We start from the raw sequence: 18,808 nt of genomic DNA, 5'->3' as shown, positions 1-18,808 counted from the left end.
ATCATATTACAGTGGTTATTTTTTGATATGAAAGATTGTATAAAATAAATCGTATAGATGGAAAATTTTTGGTAGCTTTTTGGTAGCTAAACATACAAAATAAATTACTTCTTTCAAAATTAACATCAAAGGAATGTTGATTTATTAGCATTCTTTTTCATTTCAAATCAATTCTCGGAATTAGAAATAGTGGGAAAATATGAAAAAAAGCCCTTTAAAATTAGGCTTTTGAGGTGTATTTCCTTTTTTTGGTAGCTAATTTGGTAGCCAAATAGATTTAGTCGATAAAATCACTTGATATGAGATTGAGTTTATCTGTTAATTCGGAATCAGCGTTTGGGTATAAATGACTATAAATACTAAGTGTAGTTTTGACATCAGAATGACCCAATCGTCTTTGAATATATAGAGCATTTACGTTATATTCATTAATGAGTAATGATGCGTGAGAGTGTCTCAAACCTTTGGGTTGAATGTATTTAACACCTGCACGTTTAGAGTATTTTATAATCTGGTCTCTAATACTACGCTTACGATATGGATTTCCATCAAGTGATAGAATGAATGGTATCTTGTCAACTTTTGCTTGTCGTTCTTTCCATTCCTTAAGTACGTTTAGAGTGTTATCATCAAGCCCAATGGTTCGTCTGGAGCTTTCCGTTTTTAGTTTGTTACGCCGAACCCAATTTTCACGGTTTATGTACTGTAAGTTGTGATTGATTGCTAGAGTTTTCTTTTCAAAATCTACATCTTCCCAATAAAGAGCAGTCGCCTCATTTACACGCATTCCCGTAAAATAATATAACCAAAAAAGTGTATAAACAAAGTGCTCAAAATAACTCTTTTTATCAAGTGATTGTATTACTTTTTGGAACTCGTCTTTTGTCCAAAAATCTATATGTTTTTTTATGATTGGAATTGGACTGATATTACTTGTGGGAATTTCATGAAAAATCAACCCATATTTTTTCGCAGTTTTCAAAACTTGATTAAGCAATGTCATCTTGTTTCTTGCATATGAATTTGAATATCTCTCTAATAAACCGTTTCTATAATTAATCACATCATAAGTAGTAATTTCTCTAGGTTTTTTCTTACCAAAGTATTGAATAAATTCATCGAATATAACTTGACGTCTGTGTTCGAGATCCGGACTTGTTGTAGCGTAATAATTTGGCATAAAAACTTCTTCCATAAACTGCTTAAAAGTCCATTGAGTATGCTTAATTCCTCCTTTTTGTTGTATCTTATTCAAGGCTCTTGTACGTGCTTCAAAGGCTTCTTTTGCGGTTTGAAAACCACGTCTACGTTCTTGATAAGGTTTACCAGTAGCTAGGTCAACTCCAGCTTTAAAATAATAAGTATATTTGCCAGTCTTATCATCTTTCGTAACACCGGTATATCTAGTTTTTGACATGTAGTTCCTCCAATCCAAGTATCTCTGCTACAACTGATACTGGAACTGTTCCAAGTCCTTTATTATTATAAAAATCGAATCCACGTTCAACCATAATATGTTTTGCTTGCCGTAAAATATTATAAGCAGTCCATTTTGAAAACCCTAAGTCCATAATTTCTTGTACTGTCATAGTTAGTTTATCGTTCATAAGTCAATTTCTCCTTTACTAGTAAGTTCTAGGAATTCTCCTATTAATTGTTTGAGTTCATTATTTAATCGTGGGGTTTGTTCTTTAAGTGCATCTTGTAGTTCTAAAGAAAATGAGCTACTATCAAATGCTTTTAGGTGTTTTCTAAGTCTGGTCTTTTTCACTCTAATAGTATTAGGTTTGAGGTAGGGGAATAATTCGGGTAAGAGTGCTGGTTCATGAAGAAAAATATAGGCAAATGCTTTGCTATCATCTGGAACACTCGAAAGACTAAAGAAGCTAAAATTCTCCAATCGTTTAGAAATCTCTGAAATGGTTTCTTCATTTATAGCCTTTGTCCGAAGTTGGAACTCTAATCGCCACCAAAAAGGCTTACTCTCTATATTTAATTTATCAGCTCTTTTATGACTTAATACCTCTATATTCTTATCGTACAAACGTACTTGAACGTTGCTACCACTTGCACCCCAGTATTTACTTTCTATATTTCCCCCTCTACCGTAGAATATTTTATGACTAACCCCTCCTTTGATATGTTGTAAAAAAACTATTTCTGGCCTATTGAAGATATCAAAAGCAAGATCTAATCGTGACAGTCTAATTTCTAATCGATTTAATCGAGCGTAATTCATAATCTGCCTCCACACTTGTAACCCCTCAAATTCTTTTAGTGAGTTTGGGTTGAAGTCTAGGCGTATGACTTGATAACCACCATAATCCGATAGTTGAAAGAAAATTAGATTTATACTATCTTCGTTTATCGTTTTATAAAGAGTAAAATAGTCTTCTCTTAGATTTTCTTGAATACTAAATTCTTGAATTATATTATCGAGTGATTTTCGTAATTCACGAAATATTCGTCTAAGTGATTGGTTCTCACTATCAAAGATTACTGTTAATCTGTCAATACTGATATAAATAGATTTTTCTAGTTCTGATAAATCTACTTTATTTTGATATTCTCGTAGAGATTGAATGGTATTTTTCAATGTAACGCCTCCTTTCTATGCTTAAAATCTGCGTAATTCGTTGCTACTATTGATTTTTGCCAATGGCTCGTTACTTAGGACGTTGCCTTAAGTGTATCGGATTGCTGGCTGTTAGAAACGCCAGCTTTTATGTTAGAGATTGGGAGAACTTCGAGCTTCGGGCGCTCTGCCTTCGGCTTGCGCCCTTGCACTTGTCTCCCAATCTCTAATTTATTAGTTTTTAAACTACCCAAAATACTTGTCTAGAAAACTCGAGAGCAGTTCAAGTGCTCGAAGTTCAATTTCTTCGTCTCGAATATCGTTAAATACATCATCATTTACTTGAATATATTCTTCTAAACTAGGCGAATAAAAAGAATGAGTATTGTTAATTTTGTTGTTTTGAAATGCCAATTGTGTTGATGTCATAATATCCTCAATCTAGCCATATCTCACTTTTTATGGACTTTTTATTACCATTTTGGTATAATTGTATTGGTTTTAAACGAAAGCCTCAGAACGCTTTGCAGAGCTTTCTGGGGTGTTTTTGCATACTCATAAATTTAACTAGTATCACTTATTTTGTATGCTTTGTTTTTATATAACCATTTTGGTTATATAAGTATAATACAACCATTTTGGTTATAAGTCAATAGAAAAACGAAAGGAATTTTAAAATGTTAAAAGACAATATAAAAAAAGCCCGACTAGATGCAGGACTTACTCAATTAGAAGTTGCTGAAAAGTTAGGTGTAGCTCAAGCCCAGTACGCTAGGTGGGAAAACGGAGGGAGAAATCCGAAAGATGAAACAGTAGAAAAATTAGCTGAAATCTTTGGTACATCTTTTGAGATTTTAAAAGGACGTGATGACGGACTAGAAGAAATTGTTAGTTTATTGAGAGAGTATGAACTAACCGAAGAAGACAAAAAAGAAATTATTACTTTTTTAGAAAACTTTCTTGCTAATAAGAAAGAGGCTCATTGGAAAAGAGACAAAAATTTAAGAGATATTTTGTAAATGTCACTTTGTGTGAACATGAGTGAATTTGAGTTTAGAGAATGATAGGAGATGGTTTACCATGATAAGTTTAGAGTTGATGTCTGAAGAAAATAGCATAGATGTTTATTCTTTTGAAAAAGAAAATAGAGAGTATTTTGAGCGAAGTTTACCTCCTAGACCAGCTCACTATTTTGATTCAGAAAGTTTTAAAGAAATTACAAGGGAATTGTTAAGGGAACAAGAGAATCATGATGTCTACATGCATCTTATTAGAGATGCACAAGGTGTTATGGTTGGAAGAATCAATTTAAGTGTTTTAGGGAAGGATAGAAAAACAGCAGAACTTGGATATAGGATTGGAGAAAATGTTACTAATTTAGGATATGCCAGCGAAGCGGTTAAACTCGTTTTAGAAAAGGCCTTTACTACTTATGGTTTACATAAGATTATCGCGGGGACGGCAACGGACAATCTGGCTTCTCAGAGAGTGCTTTTAAAAAATGGTTTTACCTTTAGTAAAATCATAGAAAATGACTTTCAAATGAATAACGAGTGGATTCATACAGCAGTATTTGAGACAAGGAATCTATAGCATCATCATCATTACCAGTCGTTTGCCAAACCTCAACATTTCTAGTAGACATTCGTCTACTTTTTTAAGTGTACTTGGTTCGTATTTTGTAAGCACTACTTCAAGTCATTATGATTGGGCGATGAAGAAATTAAAAGCACATCAAAAAAATTGTAAGAAAAAATAAGCAGATATGGTATCTTTTTGGTAGCTAAACAGACAAAATATCTTGTTTTTTGCAAATAATACTTAAAAAGAATGTTGATTTATCAGCATTCTTTTTCGTTTCAAATCGATTCTCGGAATTAGAAAAAGAGGGGCATTATCTTTTTGCAAATATGGGAAGTAATTTATGGAAACCCTGATTTTTGGTATGATAGTCGTAATTTCGAATAGGGAGGTTGGAGTTGCCATGAGTAATTTGAATCAGACAGTTGAATTTATTAAAGAAATCGAGAAATTAAAGTCAGTAACAAGGTTTAATAGAACCCTTGATGGACGGTTTGAAAATAGTGCCGAGCATTCCTGGCAGGGTGCGATAGCTGCGATGGTTTTGCAAGATTATTATCCTGAAAAATTGGATATGGAAAAGGTCATGTTTCTGTTATTGATTCATGATTTAGGTGAGATTTATGCCGGAGATACTTGGGTGTTTGATGATGAAAAAAAGGTTCATGCTCATGATAGAGAGCTAGCATCTATAGAAAAAACAATGAGCCTCCTTCCAGAAGCAACCTATTTGAATATGAAAAATTTGTGGTTGGAGTTTGAAAAAGGACAGAGTCCTGAGGCAAGATATGCAAGAGTGATTGACGCTTTGGTACCACTGATTAATCACTTGGAAGTGTCAGAAGTCAATTATAATCCTGATCATATCCGTTCAGAGATGGTATTAGAAAAGAAAAAGTTCATAAAAAGTGAATCGGAAGAATTATGGAAACTGACAGAAGAGTTAATTCAGGAAAGTGTGGAAAAGGGCTTATATTCATAAGATCCCCTGGCCATCAGTAGGAACCTTCAACCCAAGAGGAAGCCACCTGTTTTCACGGGTGGTTTTGACTGGCTTGATCTGTGGTATAATGGAACCAGATAATTTACACCCTTTGAAAGGGAAAAGGTTAGATTGTATGATTAAGTTGATTGCAACAGATATGGATGGAACCTTATTAGATGAGCGAGGAGAGGTAGATCTTCCGCGCCTGGAAAGGCTATTGGACCACTTGGATCAAAAAGGGATTCGCTTTGTCATTGCGACGGGAAATGAAATCCATCGCATGCGCCAGCTCTTGGGTCCTTTGGTCAAACGGGTGACTCTAGTCGTAGCCAACGGAGCTCGGATTTTTGAGGATGACCAGATGATTCTAGGAAAATTCTGGGATCGAGAACTAGTAGAGGCGGTTCTTGCTTATTTTAAGGGGCGGGAAATTTCAGACCAGCTGGTTGTGTCAGCTGTCAATGGTGGCTTTGTCAAGGAAGGAACGGTCTTTACAGAAGTTGAGAAATTCATGCAGCCAGAAGTGATTGAAGCCTTGTACAAGCGGATGAAGTTTGTTCCGGAATTGACAGCAGATCTATTTGATCAGGTGCTTAAAATGAGCTTGGTGGTAGGCTTGGATCGTCTTGATCAAGTGAGCCAGGAAGTCCAACAAGCTTTTGGAGATCAGCTGATGGCGGTTTCGAGCGGTTTTGGCAGCATGGATCTCTTACAAGCTGGCATTCACAAGGCTTGGGGACTGGCTCAATTAATGGAGATGTGGCAGCTTAACGCCAGCCAGGTCATGGCCTTTGGTGATAGTGGAAACGACATCGAAATGCTTGAAATGGCAGGTCACTCCTATGCTGTAGCCAATGCAGAAGAAGCTGTCAAAGCTGTTGCCAAACACCTAGCACCGAGCCATCAAGAAGGTGGTGTCTACCAGGTGATCGAAGAGTATCTAGGATTGACCCCCTGGGAACAAGTGAAGGGAGAGAAATAGATGGCGGTACAACTGTTAGAAGACTGGCTCTTAAAGGAGCAGGAGAAAATCATAACAACCTATCGGGAACTCAATCAAGCCCCTCTGGAAGAGCCTGGTTTGATCTTTATCGGAGACTCCATCGTAGAGTATTTTCCCATTCATGAACTATTACAAAGTCCCAAGCACATGGTCAATCGAGGAGTGCGAGGCTATAAGACGGATCTCCTTCGTGAGCATCTAGACGCCCATGTCTTTGGAACGGCGGTGGATCAGATCTTTCTCTTGATCGGGACCAATGATATCGGAAAAGAAATTCCTCAAAAGGAAACCCTAGACAATGTAGAAGCGGTCTTACAAGCAATTATGCGAGATTTTCCGCTGACCCACATCAACCTGATCTCGGTTTTACCGGTGAGTCAAGAAGAGCGCTACAAACAAAAGGTCTATGTGCGGACCAATGAAAAAATTCAGTCCCTCAACCAGGCCTATCGCGAATTGGCTCAGGCCTACCACCAGGTCAGCTATGTCGATGTGTATTCGTCTTTATTGGATGAAAAGGGGCAGTTGGCAGAAGCCTATACGACAGATGGCCTCCATTTAAGTGTGGCTGGTTACCGAGTTCTAGCCCAAGCTCTGCAGGAGACATTATAGAGACAAAATAGGGAGCGAAAAAGCCCAACTAGACAAATCTTCAAAGAAAAATTTCAGATTGAAGATAAAGTCTTCTTAAAAACTTTCCTTAGGTGAGTACGGACGTCAGCGAACTTCTTTGAAGTTCCATGACTTAGTTTTGGACCTAAGGTTCCAAAACTCCCGAGTGCTAGAAACAATAGTGTTTCTAGCACTTTTCTCACGGCGGAAAGTTTCAGGAAATATTTGAATGGTTCTTATAATTGAAATCAATTCTATTTCTTTTTAGATTTCTTTAGATGATTTTTTGTAAAAACAGATTGTCTACCTTCCTCTATTTCCAAGAGGAAATTTTTTTGTCTTTTTGGTTGACAAATGTAAATCTTAGGAGTAAAATAGCATCATAAGATTTACAAATGTAGATTTAGAAAGGAGAAGCCATGCAAATTTCCAATGCGGAATGGCGCATCATGAAAATTATCTGGATGGAAGGCAAGCAGACCAGCAGGGATTTGATCGCCGTCTTGTCCGAGCGCTTTGACTGGTCCAAGTCGACCATCAAGACCCTCTTGACGCGCTTGGTTGAAAAGGGCTGTCTGACCAGAGAAAAATCTGGCAAAGCCTTTGTCTACTCGGCTTTGTTGAAGCAGGACCAGAGTTTAGACTTGGTGGTTGAGGAGGTGAAAGACAAGGTTTGCTCAAAAAGAATTGTCCAGGTGCTTGAAAACTTGATTCAGGAGAGTGACTTTACGCTTGCAGATCTTAATCAGCTGCAGCAGGTCCTGGAAGAAAAGAAAGCAGAGGCTGTCGCAACAGTCCGCTGCAATTGTATGTAATAGAAAGAAGGAAATTCCATGTTTGGATTGTTAATTAGTATTGTTTGTTTACTTTTGGTTGCTTTTATTGCTTGGTGGTTCTTTGCAGAGCATGAAAAGGTAAGCGGCCACGCTCGTCAGAAATCAGGTTATCAAGAAATTGAAGTCGAAGTCATGGGGGGCTATTCGCCTGAAACCATTGTCCTGAAAAAAAATGTTCCAGCCCGGATCATCTTTAATCGCAAGGATCCATCTTCATGTCTGGCTCAAGTGATCTTTCCAGATTTTGGCGTTCATGAAGATTTGCCTTTAGGTGAAAAACATGTCATTGAAATTACGCCAGAAAAAGCGGGCGAATATGGGTATTCATGTGGAATGAACATGATGCATGGTCAAATGATTGTGGAATAAAGGAGTAGGTATGGCAGAAAAACAAAAAGCAGTTGTGGAAAACGGAGTGCAAAAGATCCGTATTACAGCAGAAAAGGGCTATAGTCCCAAAGAATTTCAACTTCAAAAAGGGATCCCTGCTGAAATCACCTTCCATCGGGTCAATCCTTCCGGCTGTTACAAGGAAATTTTGTTTGAAGATCAGGGGATTTTAGAGCCTTTGGAAGTCGGTGTGGATAAGGTGATATCCTTTACCCCGACAGAAACAGGGGACTTCGAGTTTTCATGTGGAATGAAGATGCAAAAGGGTTCCTACACGGTTGTGGAAAAACGCCGTCGTGTCTTAGGTTTACTGGGTCGCTTTTGGATTACTAGTATCTTTACTCTTCCTTTATTGATCTTGATGATCGGGATGATGGCAGGATTTGTATCCCATTCAGTCAGTCACTGGGGGACTTTTCTAGCGACAACACCGATCATGTTGGTAGCAGGAGTTCCTTTTATCAAGAGTGCCTGGGCCTCATTTAAGAAGCACCATTCCAATATGGATACCTTGGTAGCTCTTGGAACCCTGGTAGCCTATGTCTATAGTGTATTTGCCCTTTTTACTGGTCAGCCAGTATACTTTGAGGCTGCGGGTTTTATCATCTTCTTTATCCTCTTAGGACAAGTCTTTGAGGAACGGATGCGTAACAATGCCTCCGAGGCTGTGGAAAAGTTGTTGGATTTGCAGGCAAAAACGGCTCAAGTTCTCCGTGATGGGAACTATGTCGAGGTGGCGGCAGAAGATATCCAAATTGATGACTTGATTCGGGTCCGTCCTGGGGAAAAGATTGCGGTTGATGGGACGATTGTAGAAGGAAGTACGACCATTGATGAGTCGATGGTGACAGGTGAAAGCTTGCCTGTGGAAAAATCAGTTGGTGATGCAGTTATCGGCTCCACTATCAACAGCAATGGGACCATTCTCTTTAAGGCTGAAAAAGTCGGTAGTGAGACCCTCTTATCTCAAATTGTGGACTTTGTCAAAATGGCCCAATCCAGTCGTGCTCCCATTCAAGATTTGACGGATAAGATTTCAGGTATCTTTGTTCCAGTGGTGACGATTTTGGCCATTGCGACTTTCTGGGTTTGGTCCGTGCTTCTGGGCGCGTCGCTTCAAGAGGCCATGCTCTATGCAGTCTCTGTCCTCATTATTGCCTGTCCTTGTGCCCTTGGTTTAGCAACCCCAACAGCCCTGATGGTCGGAACCGGCCGTAGTGCCAAGATGGGGGTTCTGATTAAAAATGGAACAGTTCTTCAAGAAGTGCAAAAGATTCAAACCGTTGTGTTTGATAAGACAGGGACTATTACCATTGGCCAACCACTTGTAACCGATGTTGTAGGAGATGAAGCGCGTGTCTTGACACTGGCTGCTAGTCTTGAAACTTTTTCAGAACATCCCCTAGCGCAAGCGGTTTTATCACGAGCAGAAGAAAAAGGTTTGGTGCTAACCCCTGTGGAAAACTTCCAAGCGATTGAAGGAAAAGGGGTCCAAGGTCAGATCGATCAGCAGTTGGTGACCTTGGGAAATGGCAAACTTCATGACGGGACAGCGATGGATCCGGAGCTTGAAAAACGGATGGTAGAGTTGCAAGAGCAGGCCAAAACAGTGATCAGTTTGTCTGTGGATGGGCAAGTGATTGGCTTGATTGCCATTCAAGATGCTCCGAAGGCCAGCTCAAAAGAAGCGATCAAAAAGCTCAAAGAACGGGGCTTGAAAACGGTCATGTTAACAGGGGATAATGAACGGGTGGCCCAAGCTATTGCTAAGCAAGTGGGAATTGACACCGTGATTGCTGATGTCCTTCCTCAAGAAAAAGCCAGCGCCATCCAAAAACTGCAAGAAAGTAGTAAGGTAGCCTTTGTTGGAGATGGGATCAATGATGCTCCAGCTCTCTCGATCGCGGATGTGGGGATCGCTATGGGATCTGGAACGGATATTGCGATCGAGTCCGGTGGCATCGTGCTCACGCAAAATGATTTGCTTGGCGTTGTGCGCGCCTTTGACATGAGTCAAAAGACCTTCCGTCGGATCTTACTCAATCTCTTCTGGGCCTCTATCTACAATATCCTTGGGATTCCAATTGCTGCTGGAGTCTTTGTAGGACTGGGATTGACCCTCAATCCAGAACTAGCAGGTCTTGCTATGGCCCTTAGTTCTGTGTCTGTTTTGACTAGCTCACTGCTTCTCAATGTCGCGAAGATTGATTAATGAAAATAAGAAGTGGTACAGAATTCTGTATCACTCTTTTTCTCTTTTTCCTAGAACGACAAGGAAAAGGGATGGGTATAAAACTATAGTAAAATACCCTATTGTAGGATAGTTTGTGAAAATTTCTCAAAAAGAGGATCTGTTATGGAATAGGGATTGAGCATCTCTGAGCAGATCCTTATACATGTGAATCTCTTTGTGATAAATTAATACTGTAATCGTTTTGTAAATCGTTTTCATGAGAAAAGTCAGAAAAAACTCATTTTCAAGGCGAGATGATCGCAAAGATGAAGTAGAAGCGCTATGCTGCATTTTAAGGGATCAAAATAGAATTAAAGGAGAGTTAGAATGACTCAAGGAAAAATTACTGCATCTGCAGCAATGCTTAATGTATTGAAAACATGGGGCGTAGATACGATCTACGGTATCCCATCTGGAACACTTAGCTCACTTATGGACGCTTTGGCTGAAGACAAAGATATCCGTTTCTTGCAAGTTCGTCACGAAGAAACTGGTGCTCTTGCAGCGGTTATGCAAGCTAAATTTGGTGGCTCTATCGGGGTTGCAGTTGGTTCAGGTGGACCTGGTGCGACTCACTTGATCAATGGTGTTTACGATGCAGCTATGGATAACACTCCATTCCTTGCTATCCTTGGATCACGTCCAGTTAACGAATTGAACTTGGATGCCTTCCAAGAATTGAACCAAAACCCAATGTACAACGGTATCGCTGTTTACAACAAACGTGTAGCTTACGCAGAACAATTACCAAAAGTAATCGATGAAGCTTGCCGTGCTGCCGTTTCTAAAAAAGGTCCAGCCGTTGTTGAAATTCCAGTAAACTTTGGTTTCCAAGAAATCGACGAAAACTCATACTACGGTTCAGGTTCATACGAGCGCTCATTCATCGCTCCTGCTTTGAACGAAGTGGAAATTGACAAAGCTGTTGAAATCTTGAACAATGCGGAACGTCCAGTGATCTACGCAGGTTACGGTGGTGTTAAAGCTGGTGAAGTGATCACTGAATTGTCACGTAAAATCAAAGCACCAATCATCACAACTGGTAAAAACTTTGAAGCTTTCGAATGGAACTACGAAGGTTTGACAGGTTCTGCTTACCGTGTTGGTTGGAAACCAGCCAACGAAGTGGTCTTTGAAGCAGACACAGTTCTTTTCCTTGGTTCAAACTTCCCATTTGCTGAAGTTTACGAAGCCTTCAAGAACACTGAAAAATTCATCCAAGTGGATATCGACCCTTACAAACTTGGTAAACGACATGCCCTTGACGCTTCAATCCTTGGAGATGCAGGTCAAGCAGCGAAAGCAATCCTTGACAAAGTGAATCCAGTTGAATCTACTCCATGGTGGCGTGCAAACGTTAAGAATAACCAAAACTGGCGTGATTACATGAACAAACTCGAAGGTAAAACTGAAGGTGAATTGCAATTGTACCAAGTTTACAATGCAATCAACAAACATGCTGATCAAGACGCTATCTATTCAATCGACGTAGGTGACACTACTCAAACATCTACTCGTCACCTTCACATGACACCTAAGAACATGTGGCGTACATCTCCACTCTTTGCGACAATGGGTATTGCCCTTCCTGGTGGTATCGCTGCTAAGAAAGACAATCCAGATCGCCAAGTATGGAACATCATGGGTGATGGAGCCTTCAACATGTGCTACCCAGACGTTATCACAAACGTTCAATACGACCTTCCAGTTATCAACGTTGTCTTCTCAAATGGTAAATATGCCTTCATCAAGGACAAATACGAAGACACAAACAAACACTTGTTTGGTTGTGACTTCCCTAATGCTGACTATGCGAAAATCGCTGAAGCTCAAGGAGCTATTGGATTTACAGTTGACCGTATCGAAGACATCGACGCAGTCGTTGCAGAAGCTGTTAAATTGAACAAAGAAGGTAAAACTGTTGTTATCGATGCTCGCATCACTCCACATCGTCCACTTCCAGTAGAAGTACTTGAGTTGGATCCAAAACAACACTCAGAAGAAGCCATCAAAGCCTTCAAGGAAAAATACGAAGCAGAAGAACTCGTACCATTCCGCCTCTTCTTGGAAGAAGAAGGGTTGCAATCACGCGCAATCAAATAATTCCTATCGTCGAAAATCAAATGTAAACTGCGTTATCTTCACCTTGCCGTACTCCAGTACTGCCTGCGGTTCGATGCCTTGTTTATTCTTTGATTTTCTTAGAGCAGAACTTAAAAAGATCGGAGCAATCCGGTCTTTTTGTGGAGGACAGTAAATGAATTTAAATCAATTAGATATTATCGTGTCAGATGTTCCCCAAGTTTGTGCTAGCTTGGAGCGTATTTTGGATAAAAAAGCTGATTATGTTGATGATAGTTTTGCTCAGTTCACGATTGGCAGTCATTGTCTAATGTTATCCCAAAATCATTTGATTCCTTTGGAAGATTTTCAGTCAGGAATCATTCTTCATATCGAGGTTGAGGATCTAAATCAGAACTACCAACGGTTGAAAGATCTTGGTATCCAGGTTTTAAACGGACCAGCTGTAACAGATTGGGGAACAGAAAGTCTGCTAGTTGAAGGCCCTGCCGGTCTAGTCATTGATTTTTATCGTATGAAATAGGAGGCGTGGTCATTTAACGTCAACCTTAGCTATTCTTAAAATAGAATTTGAGAAAATGAACTATTTAAAAGATCGGAACCATCCGGTCTTTTTGTGTTGCATGAAAGCGATCGTTACCTTAGAATAGGTTCGGTTTTTCCTAGGATCTTGTAAGACTTTTGGGTTAGAGAGGGGTATAATAGAACTATCCAATCAAGTGAGGTAAAGTGATGACCGACAAACTTCAATTTCCAGATGGTTTCCTTTGGGGTGGTGCGACGGCTGCTAACCAGTGTGAGGGAGCTTATAATAAAGATGGCCGTGGCTTGGCCAATGTGGATGTGGTACCGATTGGGCCTGATCGTCATGCGATTATTACGGGTCAGAAAAAGATGTTTGACTTTGAAGAGGGCTATTTTTACCCGGCTAAAGATGGCATTGATATGTACCATCGCTACAAGGAAGACATTGCCCTCTTTGGGGAAATGGGCTTTAAAACCTATCGCTTGTCCATTGCCTGGTCTCGGATCTTCCCAAAAGGGGATGAACTGGAGCCGAATGAAGCGGGTCTACAGTTCTATGAAGACCTCTTTAAGGAGTGCCACAAGTATGGTATTGAACCCTTGGTGACCATTACCCACTTTGACTGCCCCATGCATTTGATTACAGAGTATGGAGGGTGGCGTAGTCGCAAGATGTTGGAATGTTATGAACGTCTCTGCCGAACCCTCTTCACTCGCTATAAGGGATTGGTCAACTACTGGCTGACCTTCAATGAAATCAATATGATCCTTCATGCGCCTTTTATGGGAGCGGGGCTCTGCTTTGAAGAAGGGGAGAATGAAGAGCAAGTCAAATACCAGGCAGCTCACCATGAGTTGGTTGCTTCAGCCATTGCCACCAAGCTAGCCCATGAGATTGATCCGAACAACAAGGTCGGCTGTATGTTGGCAGCAGGACCAAACTATCCTCATACCTGTGCTCCGCGAGATGTCTGGGCTGGTCTAGAAGAAGACCGCAAGAACTATTTCTTCATCGATGTGCAGGCGCGTGGGGAATACCCAAACTATGCTAAGAAAGAGTGGGAGCGTCAGGGAATCACGGTTGAGATGACCGAGCAGGACCTGCAATTATTGAAAGAGCATACGGTGGACTTTATTTCATTCTCCTATTATGCTAGTAGGGTCGCTTCAGGGGATCCAGCTGAAAGGGAGAAAACAGCGGGCAATATCTTTGCCTCTCTGAAGAACCCTTACCTAGAAAGCTCGGAATGGGGTTGGCAGATTGACCCTCTTGGTCTCCGCATTACCCTCAATACTATCTGGGATCGTTATCAAAAGCCCATGTTTATCGTGGAAAATGGATTAGGGGCAGTTGATACACCAAATGAAGCCGGGGAGATTGAGGATGATTACCGGATTGACTACCTGGCTGCCCATGTCAAGGCCATGCGAGATGCCATCCATGAAGACGGCGTCGTCCTCTGGGGCTATACGACTTGGGGCTGTATTGACCTGGTCTCTGCCGGGACTGGAGAAATGAAGAAGCGCTACGGCTTTATCTATGTCGATCGGGACAACGAAGGGAAAGGAACTTTAGCCCGCTCACGGAAGAAATCCTTCTATTGGTACAAAGAAGTCATTGCGACAAATGGAGCCTCTGTTGAATAAAAGTTTTCGGTACTTGCTGGCCGACTCTCTCCTATAAACTAAAAAGCTTAGAATCCCTACCACAAGCTGGGGTCCTAAGCTTTTTGTATGTAGCTAAGGCAAGTCCTTACTGATTTACTGGTCGTAGTCTAAGACATTGTTCTCGATGACAAACTTAGATTCAGCGGAAATGCTGGCTTCTCCTAGTTGCAACTGAGAACTTCCGTCTGGTTTCATGATGTGCCACTGACCGTCCTTGTGGGCAAAGATAGCCTGAAATGTGACGTTATCACTCTTGTTTCGAATAGGTAGAACAAATGCTTGATCAGTATTCTCTAAGAGAATCTCTTCTTTTTTTTCAAAGTTATAGATATAAAACTGCCCAGTTCTTTGTCCCAAACCATGAAGTTCATCGGCTTTTTGCCAATTCTCAAACTTATTCCGAACAAGGGATTCATTATAAATCTTGTTGAAGGTTTCGTTCCGTTTCTTCGTTTCTTCCTCGTCTAGTGTTTTCTGAAACTCTGCAACCTTATTAGTCGTTTGAATGGTTTGTCTGTTTTGCTCCCTGATTTGCTGGCGGTGTATAACTCGCATCATTCTTGCAGCAACGCCCAGGATGACGAGGATGGATACAAGGCTGATTTTAGTTTTGGCGTTATTTTTCATAGATGATTCTCCCTATTCTATCATTGGTCCTATTATACCCTTTGAAAGAAAGGATCGTCAAGTTCATCTTGTGATGACCTAACATGCAGATTTGCAGGGGTACTATAGGATTTTATCAGATTTTCATTGACGAAGGTCCCTTTATTTGATAGGCTAGAGGAATAGAAATGATTTGGAGTTCAAAGGAAAAAGGAGTGTGGCAAGTGGCACGGGTTTTATTAATCGAGGATAATAATGATATCCAAGAAATTTTATACAGTCTCTTAAGTGAAGACCATGAGGTCCTTCAGGCTTTTTCAGGTACAGAAGGGCTGCGGCTCTTCCAGCAAGAAGCCATTGATTTGGTCCTTCTCGATATCATGCTTCCTGGGAAAAATGGTGATCAGGTCCTGGAGGAGATCCGTTTGCAGAGTCAAGTGCCGGTCATCATGATGACCGCTCTTGGAGACAAACACCTCATTAGCCAGTATCTCCTTGCAGGTGCCAATGATTATATCGTCAAGCCCTTTAATCTGGATGAGGTGGCAGCTCGGGTAACGGTGCAATTGCGAAATCAAACGACGGTAGCACAGGAAGCTCAAGCGTCGCAAAAGCTTTCCTTTAAAAATCTGCTCTTGAATCCAGAAACATTTGAACTGGAATCTGGCGAACAGACGCTTCGCTTGGGCAAAAAAGAATTTCAAATATTTGAAACCTTGCTGGCGCATCCAAAGAAGATTTTCACCAAAGAAGAATTGTATGAAGCGGTCTGGGAAGAAGTCTATCTGCCAGGAGACAATACCCTCAATGCCCAATTGAGCAATCTCCGAAAGAAAATTGCCCAATTAGATCCAGATGAGGACTATATTGAAACCGTCTGGGGCTTGGGTGTTCGCTTGAAAGGAGACAAGTAATGTGGGGATTGGTTCTAGTTCTAGTCGTCCTTGTCCTTTTCTTGGGACTGGGCTATGCTCGCTTGCTTTCTGCTCTCAAAGATTTACAGGAGCAGATTCAACAGAAGCTCCAAAATGGGAGTGGGGTACGGTTGACCTCTCAGGTCTCAAAAAAAGAATTGGTCGCCTTGACCAAGCAGGTCAGTGATCTCTTTGATCAGATCGAGCGGACCAATCGGATTGCCTTTCAAGAGAAGAAAACCTTGGATATGGCCATCAGCAATATTGCTCACGATATTCGGACACCTTTGACCATTGCTTCGGGCTATACCCAACAAATCATCAAAGGAGGGACGCAAGAAGAGGAAAAGCTGAAGAAAATTGCTTCCAATCTTCAAGTCGTCTCAAAACGCTTGGAATCTCTCTTGGAGTACAGACGCTTGATGGAGGGAGCTATCCAGCCTCGGCTTTCAGACGTCAATCTCAGCCAAGTACTAACCCAGCAGTTATTCCAGTATTATGACAGCTTGTCTGAGGCGGGGATTGTCTTAGAGGTGGAGCTAGAAGAGCATCTTCATTATGCTACCGATCCCGAGCTCTGGGAGCGCCTCTTGCAAAATATGCTCAGCAATGTCCTCAAGCATGGGAAGGAGCAGGCACGTTTGACCCTGATGTCGGACGCGGACACGATTCGGGTCGAGCTGCGCAATATTGTGCAACAACCGATTCAGCACTTAGACCAACTGGCTAGTCGATTCTACTCCGAAAATCTATCGGATACAGAAGAGTCTTCTGGCTTGGGTCTCTACATTATTCAAAATTTTGTAGAGATCTTAGGGGGAGACTTGCAACTGGCGACGGAAGCAGACTGGTTTGTTTTGACCATTACACTAAGAAAAAATGCTTGAGCACCGCTCAAGCATTTTTGTTATAAATCTTTGTGTTTAAAAGTAGCGAGTCCCAAGAATCCGAAAACAAGGATGAATCCAAGGGCAATCGAGAGAGTGTTGTTCGTTGCTGTCGTACTTTGAACCATGGAATATTGGAATTCCAAGTTTAAATAGTGGAGAATATCAATATCTTTAAAGAAAAGCGCAGGAAGGCTTAAGAGGATATTTCCAATGAAGTAGCCAACGAAGGCCAAGGTGATGGATTGGCTAGCGTAAAGAAGGAAGGAAATGATACTGACCCAAGCCAAGGTGGAAAGGAACTGAATCAGCACGGTCAGTCCAAAATGAGCAAGAAAGTGCTCTGGCATGGTGCCAAGTCCATTGTAGAGAGTCGCGATCAAGAAGACGAGACCATAAGAAACAAGAAATTGAAAGAGAGCAATGGTCAGAACAACGGCGCTTTTGGCAAAGTAGTAACTGGTGCGAGAAACGCCATAGGCCAGACTATTCTTGTATAAGTTTTGCGTTAAGTCTGTTCCCAGGACCAAGGTGATGACAATAATGGTAAAGAGGATAGTCACACTGATGCTGGAAGAGTAGTTGGTCAAGGCTTTAAAGCCCGTCCAAACTTCGGTCGCTTGGGGTAATTTGGATTCCGTATTGACGCCGACGTGGCCAGTAGCTCCAAAGATGACTCCAGACAGGATGTTGAGAACGAGAATAGCTTCGGTGATCCAAAAACCTTTGGAGCGAAAAAGTCTGTAAAAATCTGCTTGAATGGTATGCAACATGATAAATCTCCTAAATGAAATATGTGGGATAAGTAATACAAGACGGTGGGGTGATTAGTCTACTAAGTCCGTAAAGAATTTTTCCAGATCTTGGCGGGCATAGTAGATTTCGTCCACATCAATATCCGCTTGAACGAGGGCTTTGACAATGACTTTAATATCATGAGTCTGTCCGAAGATATGGATTTCTCCGTCCTTATCGATGACCTTGATGCGGTGATGGAGTTGATCCTGGATCAGTTGACTCGCAAGGGCTAGCTGACTGGTCTTGAGGATGATGTAGTCTTCTCCTTGTTCTTCGAATTCAGCCTTGCTAATTTCTTTGATCAGGCGTCCTTGGTCGACAATGCCAAAGCGATTGGCAACCAGATAGAGTTCCGAGAGGATGTGACTGGAAATGAGGATGGTCATGCCGAGTTCATCATTGAGGCGCTTGATCATCTGACGGAATTCCTTGATTCCGACAGGATCGAGACCATTGATGGGTTCGTCTAGAATGAGGAAGTCGGGCTTGGCAATGAGCGCAATCGCAATTCCCAACCGTTGTTTCATCCCGAGTGAAAAATCGCGGAATTTCTTCTTACCCGTATTATTCAGGCCGACATAGTTCAGGGTTTCTTTGATGACCTGGTCGGGATTGGGGATATGGCGAGCCTTGCAATAGTAGACCAGGTTTTGATAGGCGGTCATATGCTTGTGAGCCACGGGACTTTCAATGACAGATCCAACCCGTTTCAAGGCTTGGGTCCACTGGGAGCGATTTGTAGAAGCAAATAGAGAGACGCTTCCGTCTGTTTCCTGAATTAGTTGGGTGATGACCTTGATGAGGGTGGTTTTCCCTGCGCCATTTTTACCGATGAGGCCGTAGACGTCGCCTTTGCGAATGGTGAGATTCACATCATTTAAGGCGTATTGATGACCGAATTTTTTACTCAAATGGGAAATTTCTAATACTTTTTCCATGGTTTTCTCCTTCGTCCAAATGACTAGTTGTTTTCTTTACACTCTTAGTATACAGCTTGCTTTTCAAATAACTATCAAGCAATTCTCAAATATTTCTAAAAAAAGAGAGTGGGACAGAAATCGGTAATTCGTTAGAATTCGATTTCGTCGTCCCACCTCCGCACAGTTGAGTAGG

General features: G+C 41.3%; 20 protein-coding genes and 1 pseudogene. 14 read left to right on the top strand and 7 right to left on the bottom strand.

All coding sequences use genetic code 11. From position 1 onward, the window contains the following. Window positions 1–277: 277 nt before the first annotated feature. The 4 genes from NFR56_RS08750 to NFR56_RS08735 form a co-directional block, all read right to left on the bottom strand. On the bottom strand, window positions 278–1,417 hold the full coding sequence (locus NFR56_RS08750; RefSeq protein WP_045593954.1) for a tyrosine-type recombinase/integrase: 1,140 nt from the start codon (window positions 1,415–1,417) through the stop codon (window positions 278–280). Further along, complete coding sequence (locus tag NFR56_RS08745; protein ID WP_000998327.1) at window positions 1,404–1,607, bottom strand: DUF3173 family protein; 204 nt, start codon at window positions 1,605–1,607, stop codon at window positions 1,404–1,406. Before NFR56_RS08745 ends, NFR56_RS08750 begins: the two co-directional genes overlap by 14 nt. Further along, on the bottom strand, window positions 1,604–2,596 hold the full coding sequence (locus NFR56_RS08740) for a replication initiation protein (protein ID WP_075565682.1): 993 nt from the start codon (window positions 2,594–2,596) through the stop codon (window positions 1,604–1,606). Before NFR56_RS08740 ends, NFR56_RS08745 begins: the two co-directional genes overlap by 4 nt. A 225-nt stretch (window positions 2,597–2,821) precedes the next feature. Continuing rightward, on the bottom strand, window positions 2,822–3,004 hold the full coding sequence (locus NFR56_RS08735) for a hypothetical protein (protein WP_000204837.1): 183 nt from the start codon (window positions 3,002–3,004) through the stop codon (window positions 2,822–2,824). Window positions 3,005–3,252: 248 nt separating this feature from the next. Between NFR56_RS08735 and NFR56_RS08730 the strand changes: the two genes are divergently transcribed. The 12 genes and pseudogenes from NFR56_RS08730 to NFR56_RS08675 all read left to right on the top strand — a co-directional run bounded on the left by NFR56_RS08730 (window position 3,253) and on the right by NFR56_RS08675 (window position 14,469). Then, a complete protein-coding gene (locus tag NFR56_RS08730; RefSeq protein ID WP_154854738.1) occupies window positions 3,253–3,594 on the top strand; it encodes a helix-turn-helix transcriptional regulator in 342 nt (113 codons plus the stop codon). A 61-nt stretch (window positions 3,595–3,655) separates the two neighbouring features. Then, a complete protein-coding gene (locus NFR56_RS08725) occupies window positions 3,656–4,168 on the top strand; it encodes a GNAT family N-acetyltransferase (RefSeq protein WP_073686231.1) in 513 nt (170 codons plus the stop codon). A 67-nt stretch (window positions 4,169–4,235) separates the two neighbouring features. After that, a pseudogene (locus NFR56_RS08720) lies at window positions 4,236–4,334 on the top strand (ClbS/DfsB family four-helix bundle protein); the annotation flags it as partial. A 225-nt stretch (window positions 4,335–4,559) separates the two neighbouring features. Continuing rightward, window positions 4,560–5,138 carry an HD domain-containing protein gene (locus tag NFR56_RS08715; RefSeq protein WP_251458613.1) on the top strand — a complete coding sequence of 193 codons (579 nt, stop codon included), beginning with the start codon at window positions 4,560–4,562 and terminating at the stop codon, window positions 5,136–5,138. Window positions 5,139–5,274: 136 nt separating this feature from the next. After that, window positions 5,275–6,123 carry an HAD family hydrolase gene (locus NFR56_RS08710; protein WP_049523127.1) on the top strand — a complete coding sequence of 283 codons (849 nt, stop codon included), beginning with the start codon at window positions 5,275–5,277 and terminating at the stop codon, window positions 6,121–6,123. After that, a complete protein-coding gene (locus NFR56_RS08705) occupies window positions 6,124–6,756 on the top strand; it encodes an SGNH/GDSL hydrolase family protein (protein ID WP_251458600.1) in 633 nt (210 codons plus the stop codon). A gap of 419 nt (window positions 6,757–7,175) precedes the next feature. Then, on the top strand, window positions 7,176–7,571 hold the full coding sequence (locus NFR56_RS08700; RefSeq protein WP_024056337.1) for a CopY/TcrY family copper transport repressor: 396 nt from the start codon (window positions 7,176–7,178) through the stop codon (window positions 7,569–7,571). An 18-nt stretch (window positions 7,572–7,589) separates the two neighbouring features. After that, window positions 7,590–7,961: a cupredoxin domain-containing protein gene (locus NFR56_RS08695; RefSeq protein WP_024056338.1), complete on the top strand. Its 372-nt coding sequence runs from the start codon at window positions 7,590–7,592 to the stop codon at window positions 7,959–7,961. Window positions 7,962–7,971: 10 nt separating this feature from the next. After that, entirely contained in the window at window positions 7,972–10,194 is a 2,223-nt protein-coding gene (locus tag NFR56_RS08690; protein WP_251458597.1) for a heavy metal translocating P-type ATPase, read from the top strand. A 348-nt stretch (window positions 10,195–10,542) separates the two neighbouring features. Then, window positions 10,543–12,318, top strand: a complete 1,776-nt coding sequence (gene spxB / locus NFR56_RS08685; protein ID WP_155199853.1) for a pyruvate oxidase — start codon at window positions 10,543–10,545, stop codon at window positions 12,316–12,318. Window positions 12,319–12,472: 154 nt separating this feature from the next. Next, on the top strand, window positions 12,473–12,820 hold the full coding sequence (locus NFR56_RS08680) for a VOC family protein (protein WP_251458594.1): 348 nt from the start codon (window positions 12,473–12,475) through the stop codon (window positions 12,818–12,820). 209 nt (window positions 12,821–13,029) lie between these two features. After that, the gene (locus NFR56_RS08675; RefSeq protein ID WP_003005649.1) at window positions 13,030–14,469 is read left to right on the top strand and encodes a 6-phospho-beta-glucosidase; all 1,440 of its coding nucleotides are present in this window, start codon (window positions 13,030–13,032) and stop codon (window positions 14,467–14,469) included. A gap of 114 nt (window positions 14,470–14,583) precedes the next feature. Here NFR56_RS08675 and NFR56_RS08670 read toward each other — a convergent pair whose 3' ends face one another. Next, window positions 14,584–15,117 carry a hypothetical protein gene (locus NFR56_RS08670; protein ID WP_155124642.1) on the bottom strand — a complete coding sequence of 178 codons (534 nt, stop codon included), beginning with the start codon at window positions 15,115–15,117 and terminating at the stop codon, window positions 14,584–14,586. A gap of 203 nt (window positions 15,118–15,320) precedes the next feature. Between NFR56_RS08670 and NFR56_RS08665 the strand changes: the two genes are divergently transcribed. Both NFR56_RS08665 and NFR56_RS08660 read left to right on the top strand, forming a co-directional pair. Next, window positions 15,321–16,010: a response regulator transcription factor gene (locus tag NFR56_RS08665; protein ID WP_251458611.1), complete on the top strand. Its 690-nt coding sequence runs from the start codon at window positions 15,321–15,323 to the stop codon at window positions 16,008–16,010. Further along, the gene (locus NFR56_RS08660; RefSeq protein WP_251458591.1) at window positions 16,010–16,897 is read left to right on the top strand and encodes a sensor histidine kinase; all 888 of its coding nucleotides are present in this window, start codon (window positions 16,010–16,012) and stop codon (window positions 16,895–16,897) included. Before NFR56_RS08665 ends, NFR56_RS08660 begins: the two co-directional genes overlap by 1 nt. A gap of 20 nt (window positions 16,898–16,917) precedes the next feature. Here the strand turns inward: NFR56_RS08660 and NFR56_RS08655 are convergent, their stop codons facing one another. Both NFR56_RS08655 and NFR56_RS08650 read right to left on the bottom strand, forming a co-directional pair. After that, entirely contained in the window at window positions 16,918–17,670 is a 753-nt protein-coding gene (locus NFR56_RS08655) for an ABC transporter permease (RefSeq protein ID WP_021153840.1), read from the bottom strand. Between the two features lie 54 nt (window positions 17,671–17,724). Beyond that, entirely contained in the window at window positions 17,725–18,633 is a 909-nt protein-coding gene (locus tag NFR56_RS08650) for an ABC transporter ATP-binding protein (protein ID WP_070505273.1), read from the bottom strand. Window positions 18,634–18,808 lie beyond the last annotated feature (175 nt).

The sequence above is a fragment of the Streptococcus caecimuris genome (assembly GCF_943193075.1).
In the GTDB taxonomy this organism is placed as follows: Bacteria; Bacillota; Bacilli; order Lactobacillales; family Streptococcaceae; genus Streptococcus; species Streptococcus caecimuris.
This window is presented reverse-complemented; position numbering and strand designations above follow the sequence as displayed.

Coding starts and splice junctions, on each gene's coding strand:
- NFR56_RS08750 (WP_045593954.1), bottom strand. CDS start 1,417: ATGTCAAAAACTAGATATACCGGTGTTACGAAAGATGATAAGACTGGC.
- NFR56_RS08745 (WP_000998327.1), bottom strand. CDS start 1,607: ATGAACGATAAACTAACTATGACAGTACAAGAAATTATGGACTTAGGG.
- NFR56_RS08735 (WP_000204837.1), bottom strand. CDS start 3,004: ATGACATCAACACAATTGGCATTTCAAAACAACAAAATTAACAATACT.
- NFR56_RS08730 (WP_154854738.1), top strand. CDS start 3,253: ATGTTAAAAGACAATATAAAAAAAGCCCGACTAGATGCAGGACTTACT.
- NFR56_RS08725 (WP_073686231.1), top strand. CDS start 3,656: ATGATAAGTTTAGAGTTGATGTCTGAAGAAAATAGCATAGATGTTTAT.
- NFR56_RS08715 (WP_251458613.1), top strand. CDS start 4,560: ATGAGTAATTTGAATCAGACAGTTGAATTTATTAAAGAAATCGAGAAA.
- NFR56_RS08710 (WP_049523127.1), top strand. CDS start 5,275: ATGATTAAGTTGATTGCAACAGATATGGATGGAACCTTATTAGATGAG.
- NFR56_RS08705 (WP_251458600.1), top strand. CDS start 6,124: ATGGCGGTACAACTGTTAGAAGACTGGCTCTTAAAGGAGCAGGAGAAA.
- NFR56_RS08700 (WP_024056337.1), top strand. CDS start 7,176: ATGCAAATTTCCAATGCGGAATGGCGCATCATGAAAATTATCTGGATG.
- NFR56_RS08695 (WP_024056338.1), top strand. CDS start 7,590: ATGTTTGGATTGTTAATTAGTATTGTTTGTTTACTTTTGGTTGCTTTT.
- NFR56_RS08690 (WP_251458597.1), top strand. CDS start 7,972: ATGGCAGAAAAACAAAAAGCAGTTGTGGAAAACGGAGTGCAAAAGATC.
- spxB (WP_155199853.1), top strand. CDS start 10,543: ATGACTCAAGGAAAAATTACTGCATCTGCAGCAATGCTTAATGTATTG.
- NFR56_RS08680 (WP_251458594.1), top strand. CDS start 12,473: ATGAATTTAAATCAATTAGATATTATCGTGTCAGATGTTCCCCAAGTT.
- NFR56_RS08675 (WP_003005649.1), top strand. CDS start 13,030: ATGACCGACAAACTTCAATTTCCAGATGGTTTCCTTTGGGGTGGTGCG.
- NFR56_RS08670 (WP_155124642.1), bottom strand. CDS start 15,117: ATGAAAAATAACGCCAAAACTAAAATCAGCCTTGTATCCATCCTCGTC.
- NFR56_RS08660 (WP_251458591.1), top strand. CDS start 16,010: ATGTGGGGATTGGTTCTAGTTCTAGTCGTCCTTGTCCTTTTCTTGGGA.
- NFR56_RS08655 (WP_021153840.1), bottom strand. CDS start 17,670: ATGTTGCATACCATTCAAGCAGATTTTTACAGACTTTTTCGCTCCAAA.
- NFR56_RS08650 (WP_070505273.1), bottom strand. CDS start 18,633: ATGGAAAAAGTATTAGAAATTTCCCATTTGAGTAAAAAATTCGGTCAT.